A 20,507-nucleotide genomic window follows, 5' to 3' on the forward strand; every position below is an offset into this window, starting at 1 on the left:
TGAATGCGCGCCCCGCCATGGGGCGCAACGGGCGCTTCGCGCCCGCAGGAGCTTTGCCATGAGCCAACAGAAAAAGGTGTTCATCAAGACCTTCGGGTGCCAGATGAACGAGTACGACTCGGACAAGATGGCCGACGTGCTGGGCGCCGCCGAGGGCTACGAGCCCACCGACGACCCAGAGCAGGCCGACCTCATCCTCTTCAACACCTGCTCGGTGCGCGAGAAGGCGCAGGAAAAGGTGTTCTCCGACCTCGGCCGCGTGAAGCACCTCAAGCAAAAAGGCGTGCTCATTGGCGTGGGCGGCTGCGTGGCCAGCCAGGAAGGCGACGCCATCATCCAGCGCGCGCCCTTCGTCGACGTGGTGTTCGGCCCGCAGACCCTGCACCGCCTGCCCGAGCTGCTGGCGCAGCGCCAGAAGCAGGCGCGCCCGCAGGTGGACATCAGCTTCCCCGAGATCGAGAAGTTCGACCACCTGCCGCCCGCCAAGGTCGACGGCGCCTCGGCCTTCGTCTCCATCATGGAGGGCTGCTCCAAATACTGCAGCTACTGCGTGGTGCCCTACACGCGCGGCGAGGAGGTGAGCCGTCCCTTCGACGACGTGCTGGTGGAGATCGCCGGCCTGGCCGACCAGGGCGTGAAGGAGGTGACGCTGCTGGGCCAGAACGTCAACGCCTACCGTGGCGCCATGGGCGGCACCAGCGAGATCGCCGACTTCGCCCTGCTCATCGAGTACGTGGCCGATATCCCCGGCATCGAGCGCATCCGCTACACCACCAGCCACCCGAACGAATTCACGCAGCGCCTGATCGACGTCTACGCGCGTGTCCCGCAGCTCGTGAGCCACCTGCACCTGCCGGTGCAGCACGGCAGCGACCGCATCCTCATGGCCATGAAGCGCGGCTACACCGCCATGGAATACAAGAGCACGATCCGCAAGCTGCGGGCGATCCGGCCCGACATCTCCATGAGCAGCGACTTCATCGTCGGCTTCCCCGGCGAGACCGAGGACGACTTCAACAAGATGATGAAGCTGATTGAGGACGTGGGCTTCGACAGCAGCTTCTCCTTCATCTTCAGCCCGCGCCCCGGCACGCCTGCGGCCAACCTGCCCGACGATACGCCGCACGAGGTGAAGCTCAAGCGCCTGCAGCACCTGCAGGCCACCATCGAGGCCCATGTGCGGCGCATCAGCGCCAGCCGCGAGGGCACCGTGCAGCGCATCCTCGTCGAAGGCGCCGCGCGCCGCCCCGGTCCCGGCGGCGCGGCCGAGCTCATGGGCCGCACCGAGTGCAACCGCATCGTCAACTTCGACGGCGGCCCGAACGGCGCGCGCCTGGTCGGCCAGATGATCGACGTGCGCATCACCCAGGCCCTGCCGCACTCCTTGCGCGGCGAGGTGGCGATGAACACCCCCGCGGCGCTTCGCGCCACCCCCTCAAGGGGGCAACACCTGCGGCCCGGCGAAGCCGGCTCCGCGGTGTCCCTGGACTGAATCCCCTTCGCTCGTGCGGCCCTCCTCGCTCTCGTTTCAACAGCTGCTGCTGGTCGCCTTCCTGCTGATCGGCGCGCTGCTCGGCGGCGCGGCGGTGCGCACGCTGTTCTCGCTGGAGACCCTGCTCGGGCAGAGCCGCGAGGGCACGGCCCAGGCCATCGCCCTGTCCACGGCGGCGCAGTCGCTGTCCGAGCGCAGCCTCACCATGGAGCGCGCGGCGCGCCAGTCGCTGGTGCTGCGCGACAGCCAGCTGCGCCAGCGTTTCGGCGAGGCCGCCAGCGACGCGCGCGACATCCTGCAGCGCCTGCAGGACAACGAGCTGCCGCCCGAGTTCGCGCAGAACTGGCGCGAACAGATGCAGGCCGTGGCCGAACTGCTCGACGGCCCGCCCGAAACCGCGCTGGACCGCGAACGCGACGTGGCGCGCGCCTTCCGCGAGCTCGACGGCCACAGCGCGGCCATCGCGCAGAAAGTGCAGTCCATCATCGCCGCGCGCAACGCCGCGCTGCAGGCTGGCTTCCAACGCAGCCAGGAGCAGCTCACGCAGGTCGTCACCGGCGCCATCCTGCTGGCCGCCGGCATGGCCCTGGGCTTTGGCGTGTGGCTGGCCAAGCCTTTCAAGCGGCTGGAGCGCGCCATCGTCTCCCTGGGCGAGAACCGGCTCGACCAGCCGATCGACATCGTCGGCCCGAGCGACGTGCGCCGCGTCGGCCAGCAGCTCGACTGGCTGCGCCTGCGACTGACCGAACTCGACGCCGACAAGGCGCGCTTCCTGCGCCACATCTCGCACGAGCTGAAGACGCCGCTGGCCTCGCTGCGCGAGGGGGTCTCGGTGCTGGGCGACGGCGTGGCCGGCGCGCTCAACCCCGACCAGGCCGAGGTGGTCAACATCCTGCAGCACAACACCCAGGTGCTGCAGACCCAGATCGAGGCACTGCTGCGCTTCAACGCCGTGGCCTTCGAGGCCCGCCAGCTCAGGCGCGAGCGCACCGACCTGCGCGCCCTGCTCGACGACCTGGTGGAAGAACAGCGCCTGCACTGGCAGGCGCACGGCCTGCAGGTGCGCGTCGAGGGCGATCCGGTCTGGCTGCAGGTCGACCGCGAGAAGATGGCCTCGGCCATCGGCAATCTGCTGCTCAACGCCATCCGCTTTTCGCCGCAGGATGGCACCATCCGCCTGGTGTTGCTGGGCCTGCCGGGGCGCGTGAGCATCGACATCGTCGACCAGGGGCCCGGCGTGGCCGAGGCCGACCGCGACCGCATCTTCGAGCCCTTTTATCGCGGAGAACGCCAGCCCGATGGCGCGGTGCGCGGCACCGGCATCGGCCTGTCCATCGTCCATGAGTACATCGTCGCCCACGGCGGCCGTGTCGAGCTGCTTGACAGCCCCGCCGGCGCCCACTTCCGCATCGAGTTGCCCCATGCCACATGAACCCGCGCGCCCCACGGCGCCCGCCCGCTTCGATCCCTCCCGCACCCGGGTCGGGCTCTGGCTGGCCACCTGCGCCCTGAGCGCCTGCGCCACCACCCCGCTGCCGCCGTCGCCGGCGCCCGCCCCGCCCGCCACCAGCAGCGCGCCCCAGGCGGCGCCGGCGCCAGTGAGCACCGCTGCGCCCCAGGCGGCCCAGCAGGCTCATCCGCCCGCCGCCGCGCCCGTGGCCGCCGCCGCAGCCCCAGCCCCGCTGGCACCGTCCCTGGTGCAGCCGGCGCCGGCCAGCGCGACCGAGGGCGAGGCCGCCGCCCGGCTGCTGCGCTACGCCGACCGCGTGCGCGGCCTCAGCCCGGCCGAACTGAGCCTGGAGATCGCCGCCATCGGCGACCCCGGCGGCGCGCCCGAACGCCAGCTGCAGCTCGCCCTGGCGCTGATGCACCTGAACCAGCCAGTGGAGACCGCGCGCGCCCTGGGCCTCGCGCAGCGCGTGGCCAACAGCGCCGCGCCCGACAGCGCGCCGCTCAAGCCCCTGGCGCGCCTGCTGGCGCAGCGCCTGCTCGAACACCGCAAGATCGAAGAGACCCTGGACAAGCAGAACGCGCAACTGCGCGAGCAGCAGCGCCGCATCGACCAGCTCAACGAGCGGCTCGAGGCCATGCGCGCCATCGAGCGCAGCATCAACAACCGCCCGCCGGCGCCCGCGGCCCCCGCGCCGCGCGCGCCCTGAGAAAGCCACCATGAGTAGCGCACGGCCGCCCGACGGGGCTCACACCGCAGCGCGTTGCGCGAAGGCCATCCCATGAGCGACGTCCCCCACCACCGATCCCGCATCCTGGTCGTCGACGACGACCCCGACATGCTGCGCCTGCTGTCCATGCGCCTGGGCGCGGCCGGCTACCAGGTCACGGCGGTCGGCTCGGCCGAGGCCGCGCTGGCCCAGCTGGAAATCGAGCGCCCGCAGCTGGTGCTGTCCGACGTGCGCCTGCCCGGGCGCGACGGCCTGGCCCTGTTCGCCGAGGTGCGCTCGCGCCACCCCTCGCTGCCGGTCATCCTGCTCACCGCGCACGGCACCATTCCCGACGCGGTGGAGGCCACCGCGCGCGGCGTGTTCGGCTACCTCACCAAGCCCTACGAGGCCAAGGAACTGCTCGACAAGATCGCCCAGGCCCTGGCGCTGAGCACGCCCGCCGGCCCCTCGCGGCGCGCCGACGAGGCCTGGCGCAGCGACATCGTCAGCCGCTCCAACCGCATGGACGACCTGCTGGCCGAGGCGCGCATGGTCGCGCAGAGCGACGCCAGCGTGCTGCTGCGCGGCGACTCGGGCACCGGCAAGGAGATGCTGGCGCGCGCCATCCACAAGGCCAGCGCGCGCGCCGGCAAGCCCTTCGTGGCGGTCAACTGCGGCGCCATCCCGGAGGCCCTGCTCGAGTCCGAGCTGTTCGGCCACGTCAAGGGCGCCTTCACCGACGCGGTGGCCAACCACAAGGGCCTGTTCCAGGCCGCCGACGGCGGCACCCTGCTGCTCGACGAGATCGGCGACATGCCACCCGCCCTGCAGGTCAAGCTGCTGCGCGTGCTGCAGGAGCGCGCCGTGCGCCCGCTGGGCTCCAGCCAGTCGGTGCCGGTGGACGTGCGCATCGTCTCGGCCACGCACCGCGACCTGGAGGTCGCCATGGCCGAGGGGCAGTTCCGCGAGGACCTGTACTACCGCCTCAACGTGGTCACGCTCACCCTGCCCACGCTGGCCGAGCGGCGCGAGGACATCCCGCTGCTGGCCAATCACTTCCTCTCCAAGCTGGCGGCCAAGTACGGCAAGCGCAGCTCGGGCTTTGCGCCCGAGGCGCTCAAGGCCCTGACCATGGCCACCTGGCCCGGCAACGTGCGCCAGCTCTACAACGTGGTCGAGCAGGTCTGCGCCCTGTCCACCACGCCGCTGGTGCCGCTGGCGCTGGTGCAGCGCGCGCTGCGCACGCCCACCATGGAGGTGCTGAGCTTCGCCGAGGCGCGCCAGCGCTTCGAGCGCGCCTACCTGGTCGACCTGCTCAAGATGACCGACGGCAATGTCGCCGACGCGGCCCGCCTGGCCCAGCGCAACCGCACGGAGTTCTATCGCCTGTTGCAGAAGCACGCGCTCACCCCGGGCCTGTTCAAGAGCGACGGCTCCGGCGCCCCCGAGGCCGCGGGTGACGAGGCTGTCGCCGATACGTGACACAAAAAGATCGTTGATTTCGTTCAGGATTTTTGGGTACCCCCCTCCCCCTGTCGCCGGTCGGCGACAAAAAACGCGGGTTTACCCTAGTGTCGACGCCCTGTGTGGCCGACGGGCCCCTTCAGCCTGTTCCAAGCCGTTGATTTAAAAGGCTTTTTCCCAACTGGCACAGGCCTTGCCCTCAAGGGGGCATGCCTTTGGTTTTTTCCCTTCCCCTGCCGGCCCTGCGCTGGCGCCTGGGCGGCCTGCTGGCCGCGCTGGCGCTGGTGTCCTCGCCGGCCCGGGCCCTGAGCTGGGAGCAGCTCTCCCACCTCGCCCAGACGCGCGCCGCCGAGCCCTGGCGCGAAAGCGGCGACAAGCTGCCTCCGGCCCTGGCCGACATCACCTACGACCAGCTGCGCGACATCCGCTTCCGCACCGAGCGCTCCACCTGGCGTGACCTGAACCTGCCCTTCGAGGTGCAGTACTTCCATCTGGGCCTGTACCAGACCCAGCCGGTGCGCATCCACGAAGTCGCCCCCGACGGCCAGGTGCGAGCCCTGCCCTACCGCGCGCAAGACTTCCATTTCGGCAAGAACGGCTTCGACACCAGCGGCTGGGGCGACCTGGGCCACGCCGGCCTGCGCCTGCACTACCCGCTCAACAACCTCGCCTACAAGGACGAGCTGGCCGTCTTCCTCGGCGCGAGCTACTTCCGCGCCCTCGGCGCGCAACAGGGCTATGGCCTATCGGCGCGCGGCCTGGCCATCGACACCGTGGGCGGCAGCGGCGAGGAGTTCCCGCGCTTCAGCGAGTTCTGGCTGCGCCGCCCCAGCGCCGACGCGCGCGAGGTGACGGTGATGGCCCTGCTCGAATCGCCGCGCGTGACCGGCGCCTACGAGTTCGTCATCCGCCCCGGGTTCACCACCACCATGAACGTGCGCCTGCGCCTGTTCGCGCGCGAAGGCGCCGCGCCGGTCAACACCCTGGGCATCGCGCCGCTCACCAGCATGTTCCTGTCGGGCGAGAACCAGCCCCTGCCCGGCGACTTCCGCCCCGAGGTGCACGACTCGGACGGCCTGATGCTGGTCACCGGCGAGGGCGAGTGGATGTGGCGCCCGCTGCAGCGGCCCAAAGCCATTGCCGTGAGCTCCTTCACCACCAGCAACCCGCGCGGCTTCGGCCTGATGCAGCGCGACCGCCGCTTCGCCAGCTACGAAGACGTGGAGGCCCGCTACGAGCGCCGCCCCAGCGCCTGGGTGCAGCCCGTGGGCGACTGGGGCCCGGGCCGCGTGGAGCTGGTGCAACTGCCCACGCCCGACGAGACGCACGACAACATCGTCGCGTACTGGGTGCCCGCGCAGCCGCTGGTGGCCGGCCAGCCGCTGGAGCTGCGCTACGACCTGTCCTGGCAAGGCGACGAGCAGCAGCGCCCCCCCGCCAGCTGGGTCACGCAGAGCCGCCGCGGCTATGGCTACACCAAGCTCAGCGCCGCCGAGCAGGCCGCCCAGCCCAAATTCGTGCTCGACTTCGCCGGCCCCGCGCTGGACGCCCTGCCCGCGGGCGCCAGCGTCGAGCCCAAGGTCAGCACCAATGCCAACGGCCGCGTGCTTGAGGCCATCGCCTACCCCAACCCGGCCACGCGCACCTGGCGCCTGAGCCTGCGCGTCGAGCGCATCGACCCCAACCAGCCGGTCGAACTGCGCGCCTTCCTGCAACACCAGCAACACACCGTGAGCGAAACATGGACGCAACTTCTGCTGCCCGAATGAACCCCCGCAGCCTGCTGCGAGAAGAGCGCCACCCGAACGCGGTGACCGCGCCCCCCATCAACCGCGGCTCCATGGCGCCGCGCCCCTGGCGCGGCTTCTGGAACAGCATCGGGACCGTGCTGCTCAGCACGGCGAGCGGCCTGCTGCCGCCCTATGCCCAGGGCCAGGCGCCCGCGCGCGCAGGCGAGCCGCTGGAGCCCTGGCAGAACGCCGCCAACTGGCGCCGCGCGATCTTCGTGGCACTGACCCTGGCCTGGACGCTGATGGCCGGCCTGATGTTCTGGGAACTGCAGCCCGCCAGCGGCAATGGCCTGCTGCGCGTGGCGCAGCTCACCCTGTTCGTGGTGCTCTCGGCCTGGGTGCTCACCGGCTTCGTCACCGCGCTCATGGGCTTCTGGGTCTCGATCTTCGGCGACCGCCACACCCTGCGTGCGGCCGAGGTGCGCGACCACGCCATGAACCCCGAGGCGCGCACCGCCCTCATCATGCCCATCTGCAACGAGGACGTGGCCACCGTCTTCGCGGGCCTGCGCGCCACCTGCGAATCGCTCGCCGCCACCGGCGAATCGAAGGTGTTCGACGTCTTCGTGCTGTCCGACAGCTACGACCCCGAGATCCAGCGCGCCGAGCGCGCCGCCTGGGAAAACCTGCGCAGCGCCCTCGCCACCAGCGGCCTGCCCTCCATCGAGGTCTACTACCGCCTGCGCACGCGCCGCAGCCACCGCAAGGCCGGCAACGTGGCCGACTTCTGCCGCCGCTGGGGCAAGGACTACCGCTACATGGTGGTGCTCGACGCCGACAGCGTGATGAGCGGCCGCTGCCTGGTCGATATGGTCAAGCTGATGGAAGCGCACCCGCGCGCCGGCATCATCCAGACCGCCACGCAGGCCGTGGGCCACGCCACGCTGCACGCGCGCTCGCAGCAGTTCGCCTCGCGCGTCACCGGCCGCCTGTTCACGCTGGGCATGCAGTTCTGGCAGCTCGGTGAATCCCACTACTGGGGCCACAACGCCATCATCCGCGTCGAGCCCTTCATGAAGCACTGCGCGCTGGCCCCCATCAAGGGCACGGGCGGCATGTCGGGCGGCATCATGTCGCACGACTTCGTCGAGGCCGCGCTGATGCGCCGCGCCGGCTACCACGTGTGGCTGGTCTCCGACCTGCAGGGCAGCTACGAGCAGCAGCCGCCCGACCTGCTGAGCGAGCTGCAGCGCGACCGCCGCTGGTGCCAGGGCAACCTGCAGAACGCGCGCCTGATGGCCGAGCCCGGCATTCACCGCGTGCACCGCAGCATGTTCGCCATCGGCGCCATGTCCTACCTGTCGGCGCCGCTGTGGCTGGGCTTCCTCACCATCGGCACCGCCCTGTGGGTGGCCGACAGCACCCTGCTGCCCGACTGGCAGGCCTTGCCGGCCGAGCTGCGCGGCCTGTGGGTCTGGACGCTGTGCCTGCTCTTCATGCCGCGCGTGCTGGGCCTGATCGCCGTCTTCCTCAAGCGCGAGCAGCGCCAGTTCGGCGGCACGGGCACGCTCATGCTGAGCGCCGTCGCCGAGACCCTGCTGGCCGTGCTGCAGGCGCCGATCCGCATGCTCGCGCACTCGCTGTTCGTGCTGGTGGCCCTCACCGGCCTGAAGCTGGAGTGGAAGTCGCCCCCGCGGGAGGCCAGCGGCGTGAGCTGGGGCGATGCCGCCCGTCGCCTGGCGCCCATGACCGCCGTCATCGCCCTCATGGGCGCGGGCGTGGCGCTGCTCAATGCCGCCGCGCTGCTGTGGCTGGCCCCCGTGGCCCTTCCGCTGCTGCTGGCCATCCCGCTCACCGTGGCCACCAGCCACGTGGACCTGGGCCAATGGATGCGCTCGCGCGGCGTGCTGCTGATCCCCGAGGAATCCTGGTCGCCCGCCGTGCTGCGCCGCGCGTGGAAGCACGCGAGCCGGCTGGCGTTGAAGGCGGCCTGAGGCGGACCGGGCGACTCGGCCCGGCACCCCCTGAACGACAAGGGCCAGCAAAGGGCCCTTGTCGTTCTTGGCGCGGGCTCAGCGCTCGCGCAGGCTTTCGTCGGTGTGCCGCAGCAGCGGCGCCAGGAAGTACTCGATCACCCGGCGCCGGCCGGTCTTGACCTCCACGGTCACGGCCATGCCCGGCGACAAGCGCACCTCCATGCCATCCACGTCCAGGCTGGTGCGCGCCAGACGCACGCGGCTGGCGTAGATCAGGCCCCGCTGCTCGTCGCTGATGGCGTCGTGCGAGACGCTGGCGAGCTCCGCGTGCAGCGTGCCGTACTTCGTGAACTGGAACGTCTCCACCTTCACCTCAGCCACCTGGCCCTGGCGAAGAAAGCCGATGTCCTTGTTCTCGAAGAAGGCCTCCACCTCCAGCGGCTGGTCCGCCGGCACGACCACCATCAGCGGCTGCGCGGGTGTGACCACACCGCCCTCGGTGTGCACCGCCAGCTGCTGCACCGTGCCGTCCACCGGCGAGGTGAGCCGCGTGAGCCGGCCCCGGGCATCGGCCTTGATGCGCTCCTGCGCCAGCGCGTCCAGGCGCTGCTGGGCCTGCTCGATGCTGTCCAACGCGGTGCGCCGCGTCTCGGCCGTCAGGGCGCGCTGCTGGGCGCGCGCCTCGTCGAGCGAGGACGCGATCTCCTGCAGGCGGTTGCGCTGCGCGGCCAGGTCGGCCTCCATCTCGATGCGCGCCTGCTCCTGTTCCAGGTAGCCGTGGTTGGACACGAAGGACTGGTCCACCAAATTGCGGTAGTCCTGCGCGCGCTGGGTGGCGATGGGCAAGGTCTGCTCCAGCTTGCGCACCAGGGCTTGCGTGGCGCGCCACTCGGCCTCGCGGCGCGCGGTGTCGGCGGCCACCCGTTCGCGGCGGGTCTGGTACTCGGCGTACTGGCCTTGCAGCAAGCGGGCGGCTTCCTGGCGGCGGGTGGCGTCCACCCCCTTCAGCGGCGGCAGGCCCGGCGCACCGGAGCCGTCCAACGCCGTCAGCAGCGCCTGCCCGCGCACGAGCTGCAAGAGCGCGGCTGTGTGCTCCGCCGCCAGCCGATCGGCGTCGGCCAGGGGCGCCGTGGGGTCCAGCTCGATCAGCACCTCGCCGGCGCGCACGAACTGCCCGTCGTGCACGTGGATGGCCTTCACCATGGCGGTTTCCAGGGGTTGAACGGTTTTGGTTCGGTCGCTGGGCACCACCTTGCCTTGCCCCACCGCCACCACGTCGATGCGCCCGAACGTGGCCCACAGCAGAGCGATCAGCAGGAAGGCCACGATGAGCCCCATGGCCAGGCGCGGCGCGGGCGAGACAGGGGTTTCCTGCAAGGCCAGCGCGGCCGGCAGGAACTGGGTCTCGTGCGCCGGGCGCGGCGGTGCGTCCAGCGCCGCGCGCTGCGCCCAGACGTGGCGCCACGCGGCGCGGTGGCGACCCAGCAGGTCGCGCAGGGCCTGCCATTGCAGACGGAGTTTCATGCCTGCCCTTTCACGCCTGCTGCAGACGCCACAACTGGCCGTAGCGGCTGCCCGGCCGCGCCAGCAGTTCCGCGTGGGTGGCCGACTCCACAATCCGGCCACGCTCCATCACCACGATGCGGTGCGCGTCGCGCACCGCGCTCAGCCGGTGCGCCACGATGATCACCGTGCGTCCCTGGGCGATGCGCTGCATGTTCTGCTGCACGATGCGCTCGCTCTCGTAGTCCAGCGCACTCGTGGCCTCATCCAGGATGAGGATGCGCGGATTGGTCATGAGCGCGCGCGCGATGGCGATGCGTTGCCGCTGCCCGCCGGACAGGGTGGAACCGTGCTCACCCACCATCGTGTCGTAACCCTCGGGAAGCTCGGCGATGAACTCGTGCGCCCCCGCCAGGCGAGCGGCGCGCACCACCGCCTCCAGCGGCGCGCCCGGGTCGGCCAGGGCGATGTTGTCGCGCACGCTGCGCGCGAAGAGCACGTTCTCCTGCAGCACCACGCCCACCTGGCGGCGCAGGGAGCTCGCATCGGCCATCAGCAGGTCGATACCGTCCACCAGGACCCGCCCGCGCTCGGGCGCGTACAGGCGCTGCACCAGCTTGGTCAGGGTGCTCTTGCCCGAACCCGAACGCCCCACCACCCCCACCACCGTGCCCGGCGCGATGTCCAACGACAGGTCGCTCAACACCTCGGGGCCGTCCGGCCGGTAGCGGAAATGCACGCCTTCGAACGTGACCCGTCCGGCCAATGGCGGCAGCGCCGCCTTCTGGCCCGCCACCTCGGTGCGCGTGTTCAGGATGTCGCCCAGCCGCTGAACCGAAATCCCGGTCTGTTGAAAGTCCGTCCACAGATTGGCCAGGCGCATCACCGGCTGCGCCACCTGGCCCGCCAGCATGTTGAAGGCGATCAGTTGGCCCACGGACAGATCGCCCTCGATAACGAAGCGCGCGCCGAAATACAGCGTGAGCACCGTCACCGACTTCGAGATCAACGTGACCGCGCTGTTGGCCAAGGTGCCAATGGTCGCCGTTCGGAAACTCGCGGACACGTAGCCCGCGAGCTGCTGGTCCCAGCGGCGCGTCCACTGCGGCTCCACCGCCATGGCCTTGACCGTGTCGATGCCGCTGATGGTCTCCACCAGAAAGGCCTGGTTTTCCGCCCCGCGGTTGAACTTCTCGTGCAGGCGCGCGCGCAGGATGGGCGTGCACACCGCCGTCACCAGCACGTAACACGGCAGCGAGGCGAGCACGATCAGCGTGAGCCAACCGCTGTAGTACGCCATCACCGCCAGGAAGACGACGGAGAACAGCAGGTCGAGCACCACCGTGAGCGCGTTGCCGGTGAGGAAGGCGCGGATGTTCTCCAGCTCGCGCACGCGCGCCACCGAATCGCCCACGCGCCGGGCCTGGAAGTACTGCAAAGGCAGACCCAGCAGGTGGCGGAACAGGCGAGCGCCCAACTCCACGTCGATGCGGCTGGTGGTGTGCGCGAACACGAAGCTGCGCAAGCCGCCCAGCACCACCTCGAACACCACCACCACAGCGAAGGCGATGGCGATCACGTCCAAGGTGGTGTACCCACGGTGCACCAGCACCTTGTCCATCACCACCTGGAAGAACAGCGGCGTGATGAGCGCGAAGAGCTGCAGAGCGAAGCTCACGCCCAGCACCTCCAGCAGCAGGCGGCGGTACTTCACCACGGCGGGAATGAACCAGGTGAAATCGAACTTCGCCATCTCGCCGGCGATGGTTGCGCGCGAAGTGAAGAGGATGAGCTCGCCGGACCACTGGGCTTGCAGGGCGTCGAGGCTGAGGGACTCGGGGCGGCCGACGCCAGGGGACTGGATGAGCGCACGACCTTGATCAATGCGGGCGAGAAGGAAGAAGTCGGCCCCGCCCGGCGTACCGTCCACGGCTTCCAAGCCGATCGCGATCGCCGGCAGCGGCGTCTTGGCCAACCGCGCCGGGTCCACTCGCACGCGCTTGGCGACGAGGCCGAGCTGCTTTGCCGCCAGCAGCAAGCCCGGTACGTCCAGGGCCCGGCCGTCGTGAGCGAACCCGTGCGCGATCTGGTCCGGGTCCGCCGCCACGCCGTGCAGACGGGCGATCATCACCAGGCAGGCGATGCCGCTGTCCCGCTCGGCGGAGCGCCTTGGAGGCAATGGCGGTGCCTCATCGGCGCGCGCAGGCCCCGAGGCATCCGGCGCGTCCAGCGTCGGGTCAGACATGTTGTGCTCCTCCCTAGGAGGTGTTTCCTCAGTTCCAGCCCGCGGCGATCACAGGGGACAACGCGGTTTGCTGCTCGGGGGTTAGGGCGATCTGACCGGGGGCGGGTGGGGCGAAGGCGGCCATGGCGTTGACCAGGGAGTCGACTTGCGCGGCCAGGAGCTTCTGGCCGTCACTCAACTGCATCTGCTCGATGCGGTTGTTGGGGCCGGCGTACCAATCGTTGATCTCCACTTGGCCGCCATCGCCGAGCACTTGCACCAACAGGTCATTGCCTGAGCGAGAGAACCACAGTTCCTCTTCGGTGATGCCCGGACCGAAGTTGAGCGAGTCCAGGTAAATGCTGCTCGTGCTGTGCGTGCCGTAGTCGCTGATGGTGTCCGAGCCATCGCCCCGGTTGAACACATAGGTGTCGTTGTAGCCGCCGCCCGTCATGGTGTCGTTGCCCGCCCCACCAATGAACGTGGTGGACTGCTCCGCACCGTTGCTCAACTTGAGCACATCGTCTCCCGCGCCGCCATCGAGCGCGTCCCAGTCGCCCACCGCCGTCAGCGTGTCGTTGCCCTCACCGCCCATCAACCGATCGCTGTAGTGCAGCGTGCCGCTGATGGTGTCGTTGCCAGCCGTGCCAGTGTTCGTCGTGGCCAGCGCCAGCTGTGCCAGGTCGTTGTGCGTCCAGACCGTTCCATTCGAGAAACCGATCTGCTCGATGCGCTGGTAGCCGCTGCCATCGTTGAACCAGTTCTTGATCGTGATCTGGTCGCCCGGCACACCCGCCACCGTGACCACCAGATCCACGCCCACGCGACGCGCGCCGATGTCGCTGGTCGCGATGCCCTGGCCGAAGTTCAGCCGGTCCAGGTAAATGCTGCTCGTGCCGTGCGTGCCGTAGTCGGTGATGGTGTCCGAGCCATCGCCCCGGTTGAACACGTAGATGTCGTTGTAGCCGCCGCCCGTCATGGTGTCGTTGCCCGCCCCACCAATGAACGTGGTGGACTGCTCCGCACCGTTGCTCAACTTGAGCACATCGTCTCCCGCGCCGCCATCGAGCACGTCCCAGCTGCCCACCGCCGTCAGCGTGTCGTTGCCCTCCAGGCCAATCAGCCGGTCGCTGTAGGTTCCCGTTCCACTGATGGTGTCGTTGCCGGCCGTGCCGGTGTTCGTCGTGGCCAGCGCCAGCTGTGCCAGGTCGTTGTGGGTCCAGACCGTCCCGTCAGCGAAGTTGATTTGCTCGATGCGGTAGAAGCCATTGACCTCGCTGAACCAGTTCTTGATCGTGATCTGGTCGCCCGGCACACCCGCCACCGTGACCACCAGATCCACGTCCACGCGACGCGCGCCGATGTCGCTGGTCGCGATGCCCTGGCCGAAGTTCAGCCGGTCCAGGTAAATGCTGCTCGTGCCGTGCGTACCGTAGTCGGTGATGGTGTCCGAGCCATCGCCCCGGTTGAACACGTAGATGTCGTTGTAGCCGCCGCCCGTCATGGTGTCGTTGCCCGCCCCACCAATGAACGTGGTGGACTGCTCCGCACCGTTGCTCAGTTTGAGCACGTCGTCGCCCGCGCCGCCATCGAGCGCGTCCCAGCTGCCCACCGCCGTCAGCGTGTCGTTGCCCTCACCGCCCATCAACCGATCGCTGTAGTGCAGCGTGCCGCTGATGGTGTCGTTGCCGGCCGTGCCGGTGTTGCTCGTGCTCAGCGCCAGCTGTGCCAGGTCGTTGTGCGTCCAGACCGTTCCATTCGAGAAGCCAATCTGCTCGATGCGCTGGTAGCCGCTGCCATCGTTGAACCAGTTCTTGATCGTGATCTGGTCGCCCGGCACACCCGCCACCGTGACCACCAGATCCACGCCCACGCGACGCGCGCCGATGTCGCTGGTCGCGATGCCCTGGCCGAAGTTCAGCCGGTCCAGGTAAATGCTGCTCGTGCCGTGCGTGCCGTAGTCGGTGATGGTGTCCGAGCCATCGCCCCGGTTGAACACGTAGATGTCGTTGTAGCCGCCGCCCGTCATGGTGTCGTTGCCCGCCCCACCAATGAACGTGGTGGACTGCTCCGCACCGTTGCTCAACTTGAGCACATCGTCTCCCGCGCCGCCATCGAGCACGTCCCAGTTGCCCACCGCCGTCAGCGTGTCGTTGCCCTCACCGCCCATCAACCGATCGCTGTAGTGCAGCGTGCCGCTGATGGTGTCGTTGCCGGCCGTGCCGGTGTTGCTCGTGCTCAGCGCCAGCTGTGCCAGGTCGTTGTGCGTCCAGACCGTTCCATTCGAGAAGCCAATCTGCTCGATGCGCTGGTAGCCGCTGCCATCGTTGAACCAGTTCTTGATCGTGATCTGGTCGCCCGGCACACCCGCCACCGTGACCACCAGATCCACGCCCACGCGACGCGCGCCGATGTCGCTGGTCGCGATGCCCTGGCCGAAGTTCAGCCGGTCCAGGTAAATGCTGCTCGTGCTGTGCGTGCCGTAGTCGGTGATGGTGTCCGAGCCATCGCCCCGGTTGAAAACATAGGTGTCGTTGTAGCCGCCGCCCGTCATGGTGTCGTTTCCCGCCCCACCAATGAACGTGGTGGACTGCTCCGCACCGTTGCTCAACTTGAGCACATCGTCGCCCGCGCCGCCATCGAGCACGTCCCAGTTGCCCACCGCCGTCAGCGTGTCGTTGCCTTGACCGCCATAGAGGTACTCGGACCCAGCTGCGTTGCCAGTGATGCTGTTGTCCAGCGCATTGCCTAGCACCGTGAACCCGGCTTGCGCGGCCGACACGGCAAACGAGGTGGCCTGCGGCCCCATCCATGCCAGCTTTTCCGCTGCCAGCAAGGCCGCCACGTCCGGCGTGATGTCAATCGACGTCAGCACCGCGGCCATGGTGTCCTCGAATGCCCATCCGACGCTCTGCAGCGCCTCGCTGCCATAGCGCCGCAGGTCCGTCAGGTCTTTGATGACGTTGAGCGCATCGGTCTGCGCGCCTTGGAGCGCCAGCGCATCAAGCCCCGAGGTGTCGAACCGGACGCCACTCGCGTCCACCGTCAGCTCCACCGCATCCAGATACGGCTTCAATCGCGTCTGCATCACCAGCGCCCCGTACACGCTCTCCTTGAGCGCCTGGTACGCCTGCTGCAGGAACTGAGCCTGCTCCGCCACCGGATTGAGGGCGTAGCTCGTCACCCCGTTGGCCGTGCTGCTCCATTGCCCCACCGGCATCGCGCTGCCCGCCTGCGCATAGAAGCGGCTCCCATTGAAGACCTCCAGCACGCCGATCATGTTGCGGTACTGCTCACCCGTCATGCCCGCGGGTGGGCTCAAAAATACCGGGCCCCCCAGGTACCCCTCCAAGCTGCTCCAGTAGCTCGAGGTCTGCGCCCACTCCGTGATCAGGTTGTCGATGAGCGCAAGCTGCGCGTCCCGCGTGCCCGCCGCCGCGAACGCCGCCACCGCCACCTCCAGCTCATCGGCCTGCGTCCCCGACAGGCTCATCGCCGCCCTCAGGTTCCTCACCATCCCCGAGCCGTTCATCTGTGGCAGCGCGCTCGCGGCCTGCGTGACCACCACCGGCTGGCCCGCCTCGTCCACCACCTGCGGCGGAATCTCCGAGAAAAAGCCATTGGCCTCCAGGTCGATCGCGCCCACCGTGCGGTTGACCCCATTGCGCGTGAACGTCGTGCTCAGCGCCACGCGGTTGTTGTTGATCGTCTGCCCCGCCTGCGGGCCCGTGGCGCTGCCGTTGAGCCCCAGGCGCGTGATGCCCAGCGCATCGAGCCCGCTGAGCTCGCCCGCCTGGCTGATGCCGTCCTGGTTCGCATCGCGCCAGACCTGCAGCTGGCCCCAGGCGGTGTCCGCGCTGGTGATCTGGCCGTCGCCGTTCGAATCCAGATCGGCCAGGGCATCGAAGCCCTGGCTGGCCAGTTGCCCGTTGCTCTTGACGGTGTCCACGCCGAAGAGCTCGCGCCCGGAGTCGATGCTGCCGTTGCCGTTCAGATCGCGAACGAGGAAGCCGTCGTCCGGGCGTGCCCAGCCGGTGCCGGTTTTGATGCCGTCGGCGTTGTGGTCGAACAGCACATTGCCGCTGGCTGCGCTCAGTTCCAGGCCGTCGCCGTCGAGGTCCAGGACCAGGGGGTCGCGGCGGTTGATGAAGGAGCGGGCGGAGTTGAAGGCGGTGTTGAGTAGGGGATTGACCAGAAAGAGTGAGTCGCTGTCGATGATCCGATGGATCGCATTCCACATGCGACCGGCTTCGGTGTTCTCCAGCCACTCCATCAAGGTTTCGACGCTGCGGCCGATGGCCTCCCAATTCGCGAAGCCGGGGACTTGTTCGATCCAGTTCAAGGCCGCGTCGCGAATGGCGGGGTCTTCCGAGAAGCTCAGTCGGCCCACGGTGTTGTAGAGCTTGACGCTGGCCCAGGTACCGTCGATGTCATCGCCGCCGGTGTCGCGGATTTCTCGCCAGAGGGCTTCGACGGCTTCATCGCCCTGGGTCTGGCGCACCAACTCCATGGGGGTGTTGAGGGTCCAGTTGTCGAGGGCGAGGTTGTGGTTGGAGAAGACATCGTCGTGGAACTGACGTGTTTCCTCGTAGCTAACATCCTCCGAAATCTGCCCGCCTTGTTGGGTGCTGCGAACGCGGAGAGTTTCAACATACTGTCGCGCCATTTCCATGCGGATCGAATCGAGAGTGGCCTCCGGCAAGTTGCGGCACTGCTCACCACCCCAACCCATCATCGCCGTGCCCGTCAGGAAGTTCACCGCCGACACACCAGCAATGGTGTCCTCACTCGCGACGCCACCGGCCCAACCTGCGTAGTTGTAGCCCTTGCTGTAGAGATCGGCATAGACCTGCTCCACATCGGCCAGCGTGCCGTTGGCAAGCTGCTGTGAGTACGCTTCAAGTTGCGCGGTGGTCAGTGCTTGTGGTTGTGACATGGGTTACCTCCTGAATGTTGGTGTTTGATGTGACAAGTGAATGGGTCAGCGCGGCGCCGTGGGCGCTTCCTCGGGCTTGCTGGGGTCATGCCGGAAGCCCAGCACAATATGGGTGACCATGGGTTGAATCTCGCGCCAGTGCTGCAGCAACGGGCGGCGGTAGCTTGCCGTCAGCTGGACTCGAAGTCCCTCTGTTTCCATGGACCAATCCTGTGTGCAGGTGGATCGATTGATATCGCCTAGCACCCTGGTGCACCGGATGTTCGAAACGAGTTTCCCTTCGGCATCACGACCGAAGTGCTCCTCTTTCAACATCAATTTCTTCGGATCAGGCCCCTCGGGTGGCGGGGCCAACTTGTAAACCTCCAGCCCGTACTCTTTCTCCGGCTGCAAGTGATACCGAAAGAGCGCTGACTTGTGCGTCTGATTCCTGTACAGCGCTTGTTCATGGCGCTGCAAGAATCCATCGCCTGGGTAGTGCTTGCTACTCTTGATTCCAACCCTGATCCACCGATACTCCCAGGGCGGCGTCAGCCGCTTCTCCTCTCGCCGCTCCCATGAATCCAATGTCTGGCCATCCGGATAGCGAACGTCGAAGCCGAAGCTGTTGATCTTCGATTCGAAGGTCCGCACCGGCGGGCGCCAGTCGGGCGCGGGTGCCCAGCCCGGGTCGCCGTCGTATTCCAGCATTTCGGCCATGTGGCGCGGCATCTTCACCGGCATGCCGCCCAGGTCACCGATGGCAAACCCGGGGTAGGGCTGTGAGGCCACGTGGCTCTCGATGCGCGAGGTGATGCGTTGGGCCTTGTGCAACCAGATGGCCACGATCCCCGCGATGGCGAGCAGGCCGATGAGCAGCAATCCCAGCAGCCAGCGGCCGATTCGCCGACGCGGCTTGGCCACTGCTACCGCGTCGCCGAACTCGGCGTCGCCCGCATTCTTGTTCGATGTCGTCAAGAAAACTCCCCTTAAAAATCAAGCGCGCGACGATACGTGGGCGCCGTGTCGTCTACCCATCGTTGTATGGGCATGGTGGTGGCAGACCCTTCCGACCCGCTGCGCGTCCCGCGTGCCCGCCGCCGCGAACGCCGCCACCGCCGCCTCCAGCTCGTCGGCCTGAGTCCCCGACAGGCTCATCGCCGCCCTCAGATTCCTCACCATGCCCGAGCCGCTCATCTGCGGCAGCGCACTCGCTGCCTGCGTGATCACCACCGGCTGGCCCGCCTCGTCCACCACCTGCGGCGGAATCTCCGAGAAGAACGCATTGGCCTCCAGGTCGATCGCGCCCATCGTGCGGTTGACCCCATTGCGCGTGAACGTCGTGCTCAGCGCCACGCGGTTGTTGTTGATCGTCTGCCCCGCCTGCGGGCCCATGGCGCTGCCGTTGAGCCCCAGGCGCGTGATGCCCAGCGCATCGAGCCCGCTGAGCTCGCCCGCCTGGCTGATGCCGTCCTGGTTCGCATCGCGCCAGACCTGCAGCTGGCCCCAGGCGGTGTCCGCGCTGGTGATCTGGCCGTCGCCGTTCGAATCCAGATCGGCCAGGGCATCGAAGCCCTGGCTGGCCAGTTGCCCGTTGCTCTTGACGGTGTCCACGCCGAAGAGCTCGCGCCCGGAGTCGATGCTGCCGTTGCCATTGAGGTCGCGAACCAGGAAGCCGTCGTCCGGGCGCGCCCAGCCGGTGCCGGTCTTGATGCCGTCGGCGTTGTGGTCGAAGAGGACGTTGCCGGAGGCGGCGCTCAGTTCAAGGCCGTCGCCGTCGAGGTCCAGGACCAGGGGGTCGCGTTGCAGGACGACGGAGCGGGCGGAGTTGAACAGATTGTTCACCTCGATGTTTAGCCATTGCGTGTAGGGGTTCCAGACAATGGTCTCAAAAACGTCACGCAAAAACCAATCGGGCACCAAGTTCGGACTCGCAGCCGCGTCTATCCCTGCCTCCGTCAGCGCGAGAAATGCCCAATTCGAACATTGCGCGCCATACGGAAGATAGTAATCAGGCGGATTGTTCGTCGATTTCTCAACATATTCCATCAGCCTCAGATACCCCTCAGCATCGATTGGGATTTTTCCTGTCGTAGACGAATACTCGTGCGCAGTGTCATCAAATATCTTGCCCTCGCCGGTCAGTTGTCCAGAGACTGCTGGCGCAAAGCCATAACCACGCTCCAGACCATCGGGCCCGGTCACCACAATGAAGGTGTGAGGAATCCAATCTGCCCCACCAACATCCACACGCAGTTCGATGCTGGACATTACTTTCCTCCTTGAAAATCAACTTCCAGAATGACCTTGTTCTTTTCCCAGAATGATGTGGCCAACGAAGTCTTCTTGTCATTGGAATACGCCACAAGTTTGGCATTCATTTGACCGCCTTGCTGCGCGAACTCACGCCCAATGATGGCAATAGCCTCTGCATGTGCGGCCTTGTCCTGAACACCCCACAATTGAAAGCTCAGCCCGCTTTTCGCCGGACTGCAAAACAGTAGTTGTCGGGCGGCGCAGTCTTGCTCGCCAGAGCATTGGTTCTTCTGCACGAGCATTTCGCGCAACTCTTTACACAGCTTCAAGCGCGCATCCTCGAAGGTTCTATCTTCGCCCGCCATTGCTTGCTCTGCCGAAATGGCACAAACAATCACCATGACGGCAAATTGAATTGATTTCCTCATTATTCTCTCCTTGAGATTTCCATTCAAATTACTTTCGAATAGCTCCGCATACGCGCGTTGGGCCATCAAAGCGCCGCCTCCAACTCATCAACCTGCGTGCCCGCCAGGCTCATCGCCGCCCTCAGGTTCCTCACCATCCCCGAGCCGTTCATCTGCGGCAACGCGAGTACGCCCTCGCCGATCACCAGCGGATGGCCTCCCTCATCCACCACCTCCGGTAGCACCAGCGAAGACAAGCCGTTGGGCCATAGCCCACGCCCGGCCACTTCCCAGCCACCGAACTCACCCATCGGCTTTTGAGCGCCCGCGATCAATCGGCCGGCGCCAACACGCGCCATGGCATCGCACCATGCGTTCATG

Annotated in this window: 13 protein-coding genes; 6 read left to right on the forward strand and 7 right to left on the reverse strand. The window is 67.7% G+C overall.

The genetic code is table 11. The features are described 5' to 3' along the window. Window positions 1–58 precede the first annotated feature (58 nt). The 6 genes from miaB (at window position 59) to mdoH (ending at window position 8,839) form a co-directional block, all read left to right on the forward strand. Complete coding sequence (gene miaB / locus JNX00_RS17050) at window positions 59–1,492, forward strand: tRNA (N6-isopentenyl adenosine(37)-C2)-methylthiotransferase MiaB (RefSeq protein ID WP_239478170.1); 1,434 nt, start codon at window positions 59–61, stop codon at window positions 1,490–1,492. A 13-nt stretch (window positions 1,493–1,505) separates the two neighbouring features. Continuing rightward, window positions 1,506–2,924 (forward strand): ATP-binding protein, encoded by a 1,419-nt coding sequence (locus tag JNX00_RS17055; RefSeq protein WP_070397306.1) that lies wholly within the window; start codon window positions 1,506–1,508, stop codon window positions 2,922–2,924. Beyond that, window positions 2,914–3,651: a hypothetical protein gene (locus JNX00_RS17060; protein ID WP_204742966.1), complete on the forward strand. Its 738-nt coding sequence runs from the start codon at window positions 2,914–2,916 to the stop codon at window positions 3,649–3,651. Before JNX00_RS17055 ends, JNX00_RS17060 begins: the two co-directional genes overlap by 11 nt. A 72-nt stretch (window positions 3,652–3,723) precedes the next feature. After that, window positions 3,724–5,133, forward strand: coding sequence for a sigma 54-interacting transcriptional regulator (locus tag JNX00_RS17065; RefSeq protein ID WP_070397304.1), 1,410 nt, complete (start codon window positions 3,724–3,726; stop codon window positions 5,131–5,133). A gap of 191 nt (window positions 5,134–5,324) precedes the next feature. Beyond that, window positions 5,325–6,884 (forward strand): glucan biosynthesis protein G, encoded by a 1,560-nt coding sequence (locus tag JNX00_RS17070; RefSeq protein WP_204742967.1) that lies wholly within the window; start codon window positions 5,325–5,327, stop codon window positions 6,882–6,884. Beyond that, complete coding sequence (gene mdoH, locus JNX00_RS17075) at window positions 6,881–8,839, forward strand: glucans biosynthesis glucosyltransferase MdoH (protein ID WP_204742968.1); 1,959 nt, start codon at window positions 6,881–6,883, stop codon at window positions 8,837–8,839. The genes JNX00_RS17070 and mdoH overlap by 4 nt, the downstream gene beginning before the upstream one ends. A 78-nt stretch (window positions 8,840–8,917) precedes the next feature. On the opposite strand, the gene JNX00_RS17080 is transcribed toward mdoH, so the two are convergent. From JNX00_RS17080 to JNX00_RS17110, 7 genes are all read right to left on the reverse strand, one after another. Continuing rightward, window positions 8,918–10,345, reverse strand: coding sequence for an HlyD family type I secretion periplasmic adaptor subunit (locus tag JNX00_RS17080; RefSeq protein WP_204742969.1), 1,428 nt, complete (start codon window positions 10,343–10,345; stop codon window positions 8,918–8,920). A gap of 10 nt (window positions 10,346–10,355) precedes the next feature. After that, window positions 10,356–12,569 (reverse strand): type I secretion system permease/ATPase, encoded by a 2,214-nt coding sequence (locus JNX00_RS17085; protein WP_204742970.1) that lies wholly within the window; start codon window positions 12,567–12,569, stop codon window positions 10,356–10,358. Between the two features lie 28 nt (window positions 12,570–12,597). Further along, complete coding sequence (locus JNX00_RS17090; RefSeq protein WP_204742971.1) at window positions 12,598–17,484, reverse strand: calcium-binding protein; 4,887 nt, start codon at window positions 17,482–17,484, stop codon at window positions 12,598–12,600. Window positions 17,485–17,529: 45 nt separating this feature from the next. Next, window positions 17,530–18,441 (reverse strand): hypothetical protein, encoded by a 912-nt coding sequence (locus JNX00_RS17095; RefSeq protein WP_204742972.1) that lies wholly within the window; start codon window positions 18,439–18,441, stop codon window positions 17,530–17,532. Between the two features lie 18 nt (window positions 18,442–18,459). Next, window positions 18,460–19,734, reverse strand: coding sequence for a hypothetical protein (locus JNX00_RS17100; protein WP_204742973.1), 1,275 nt, complete (start codon window positions 19,732–19,734; stop codon window positions 18,460–18,462). Beyond that, entirely contained in the window at window positions 19,734–20,147 is a 414-nt protein-coding gene (locus JNX00_RS17105; RefSeq protein ID WP_204742974.1) for a hypothetical protein, read from the reverse strand. Before JNX00_RS17105 ends, JNX00_RS17100 begins: the two co-directional genes overlap by 1 nt. 65 nt (window positions 20,148–20,212) lie before the next feature. Beyond that, window positions 20,213–20,506, reverse strand: coding sequence for a hypothetical protein (locus JNX00_RS17110; protein WP_204742975.1), 294 nt, complete (start codon window positions 20,504–20,506; stop codon window positions 20,213–20,215). Window position 20,507 lies beyond the last annotated feature (1 nt).

The sequence above is a fragment of the Hydrogenophaga sp. YM1 genome (assembly GCF_016903055.1).
Taxonomy (GTDB): Bacteria; Pseudomonadota; Gammaproteobacteria; order Burkholderiales; family Burkholderiaceae_C; genus Hydrogenophaga; species Hydrogenophaga borbori.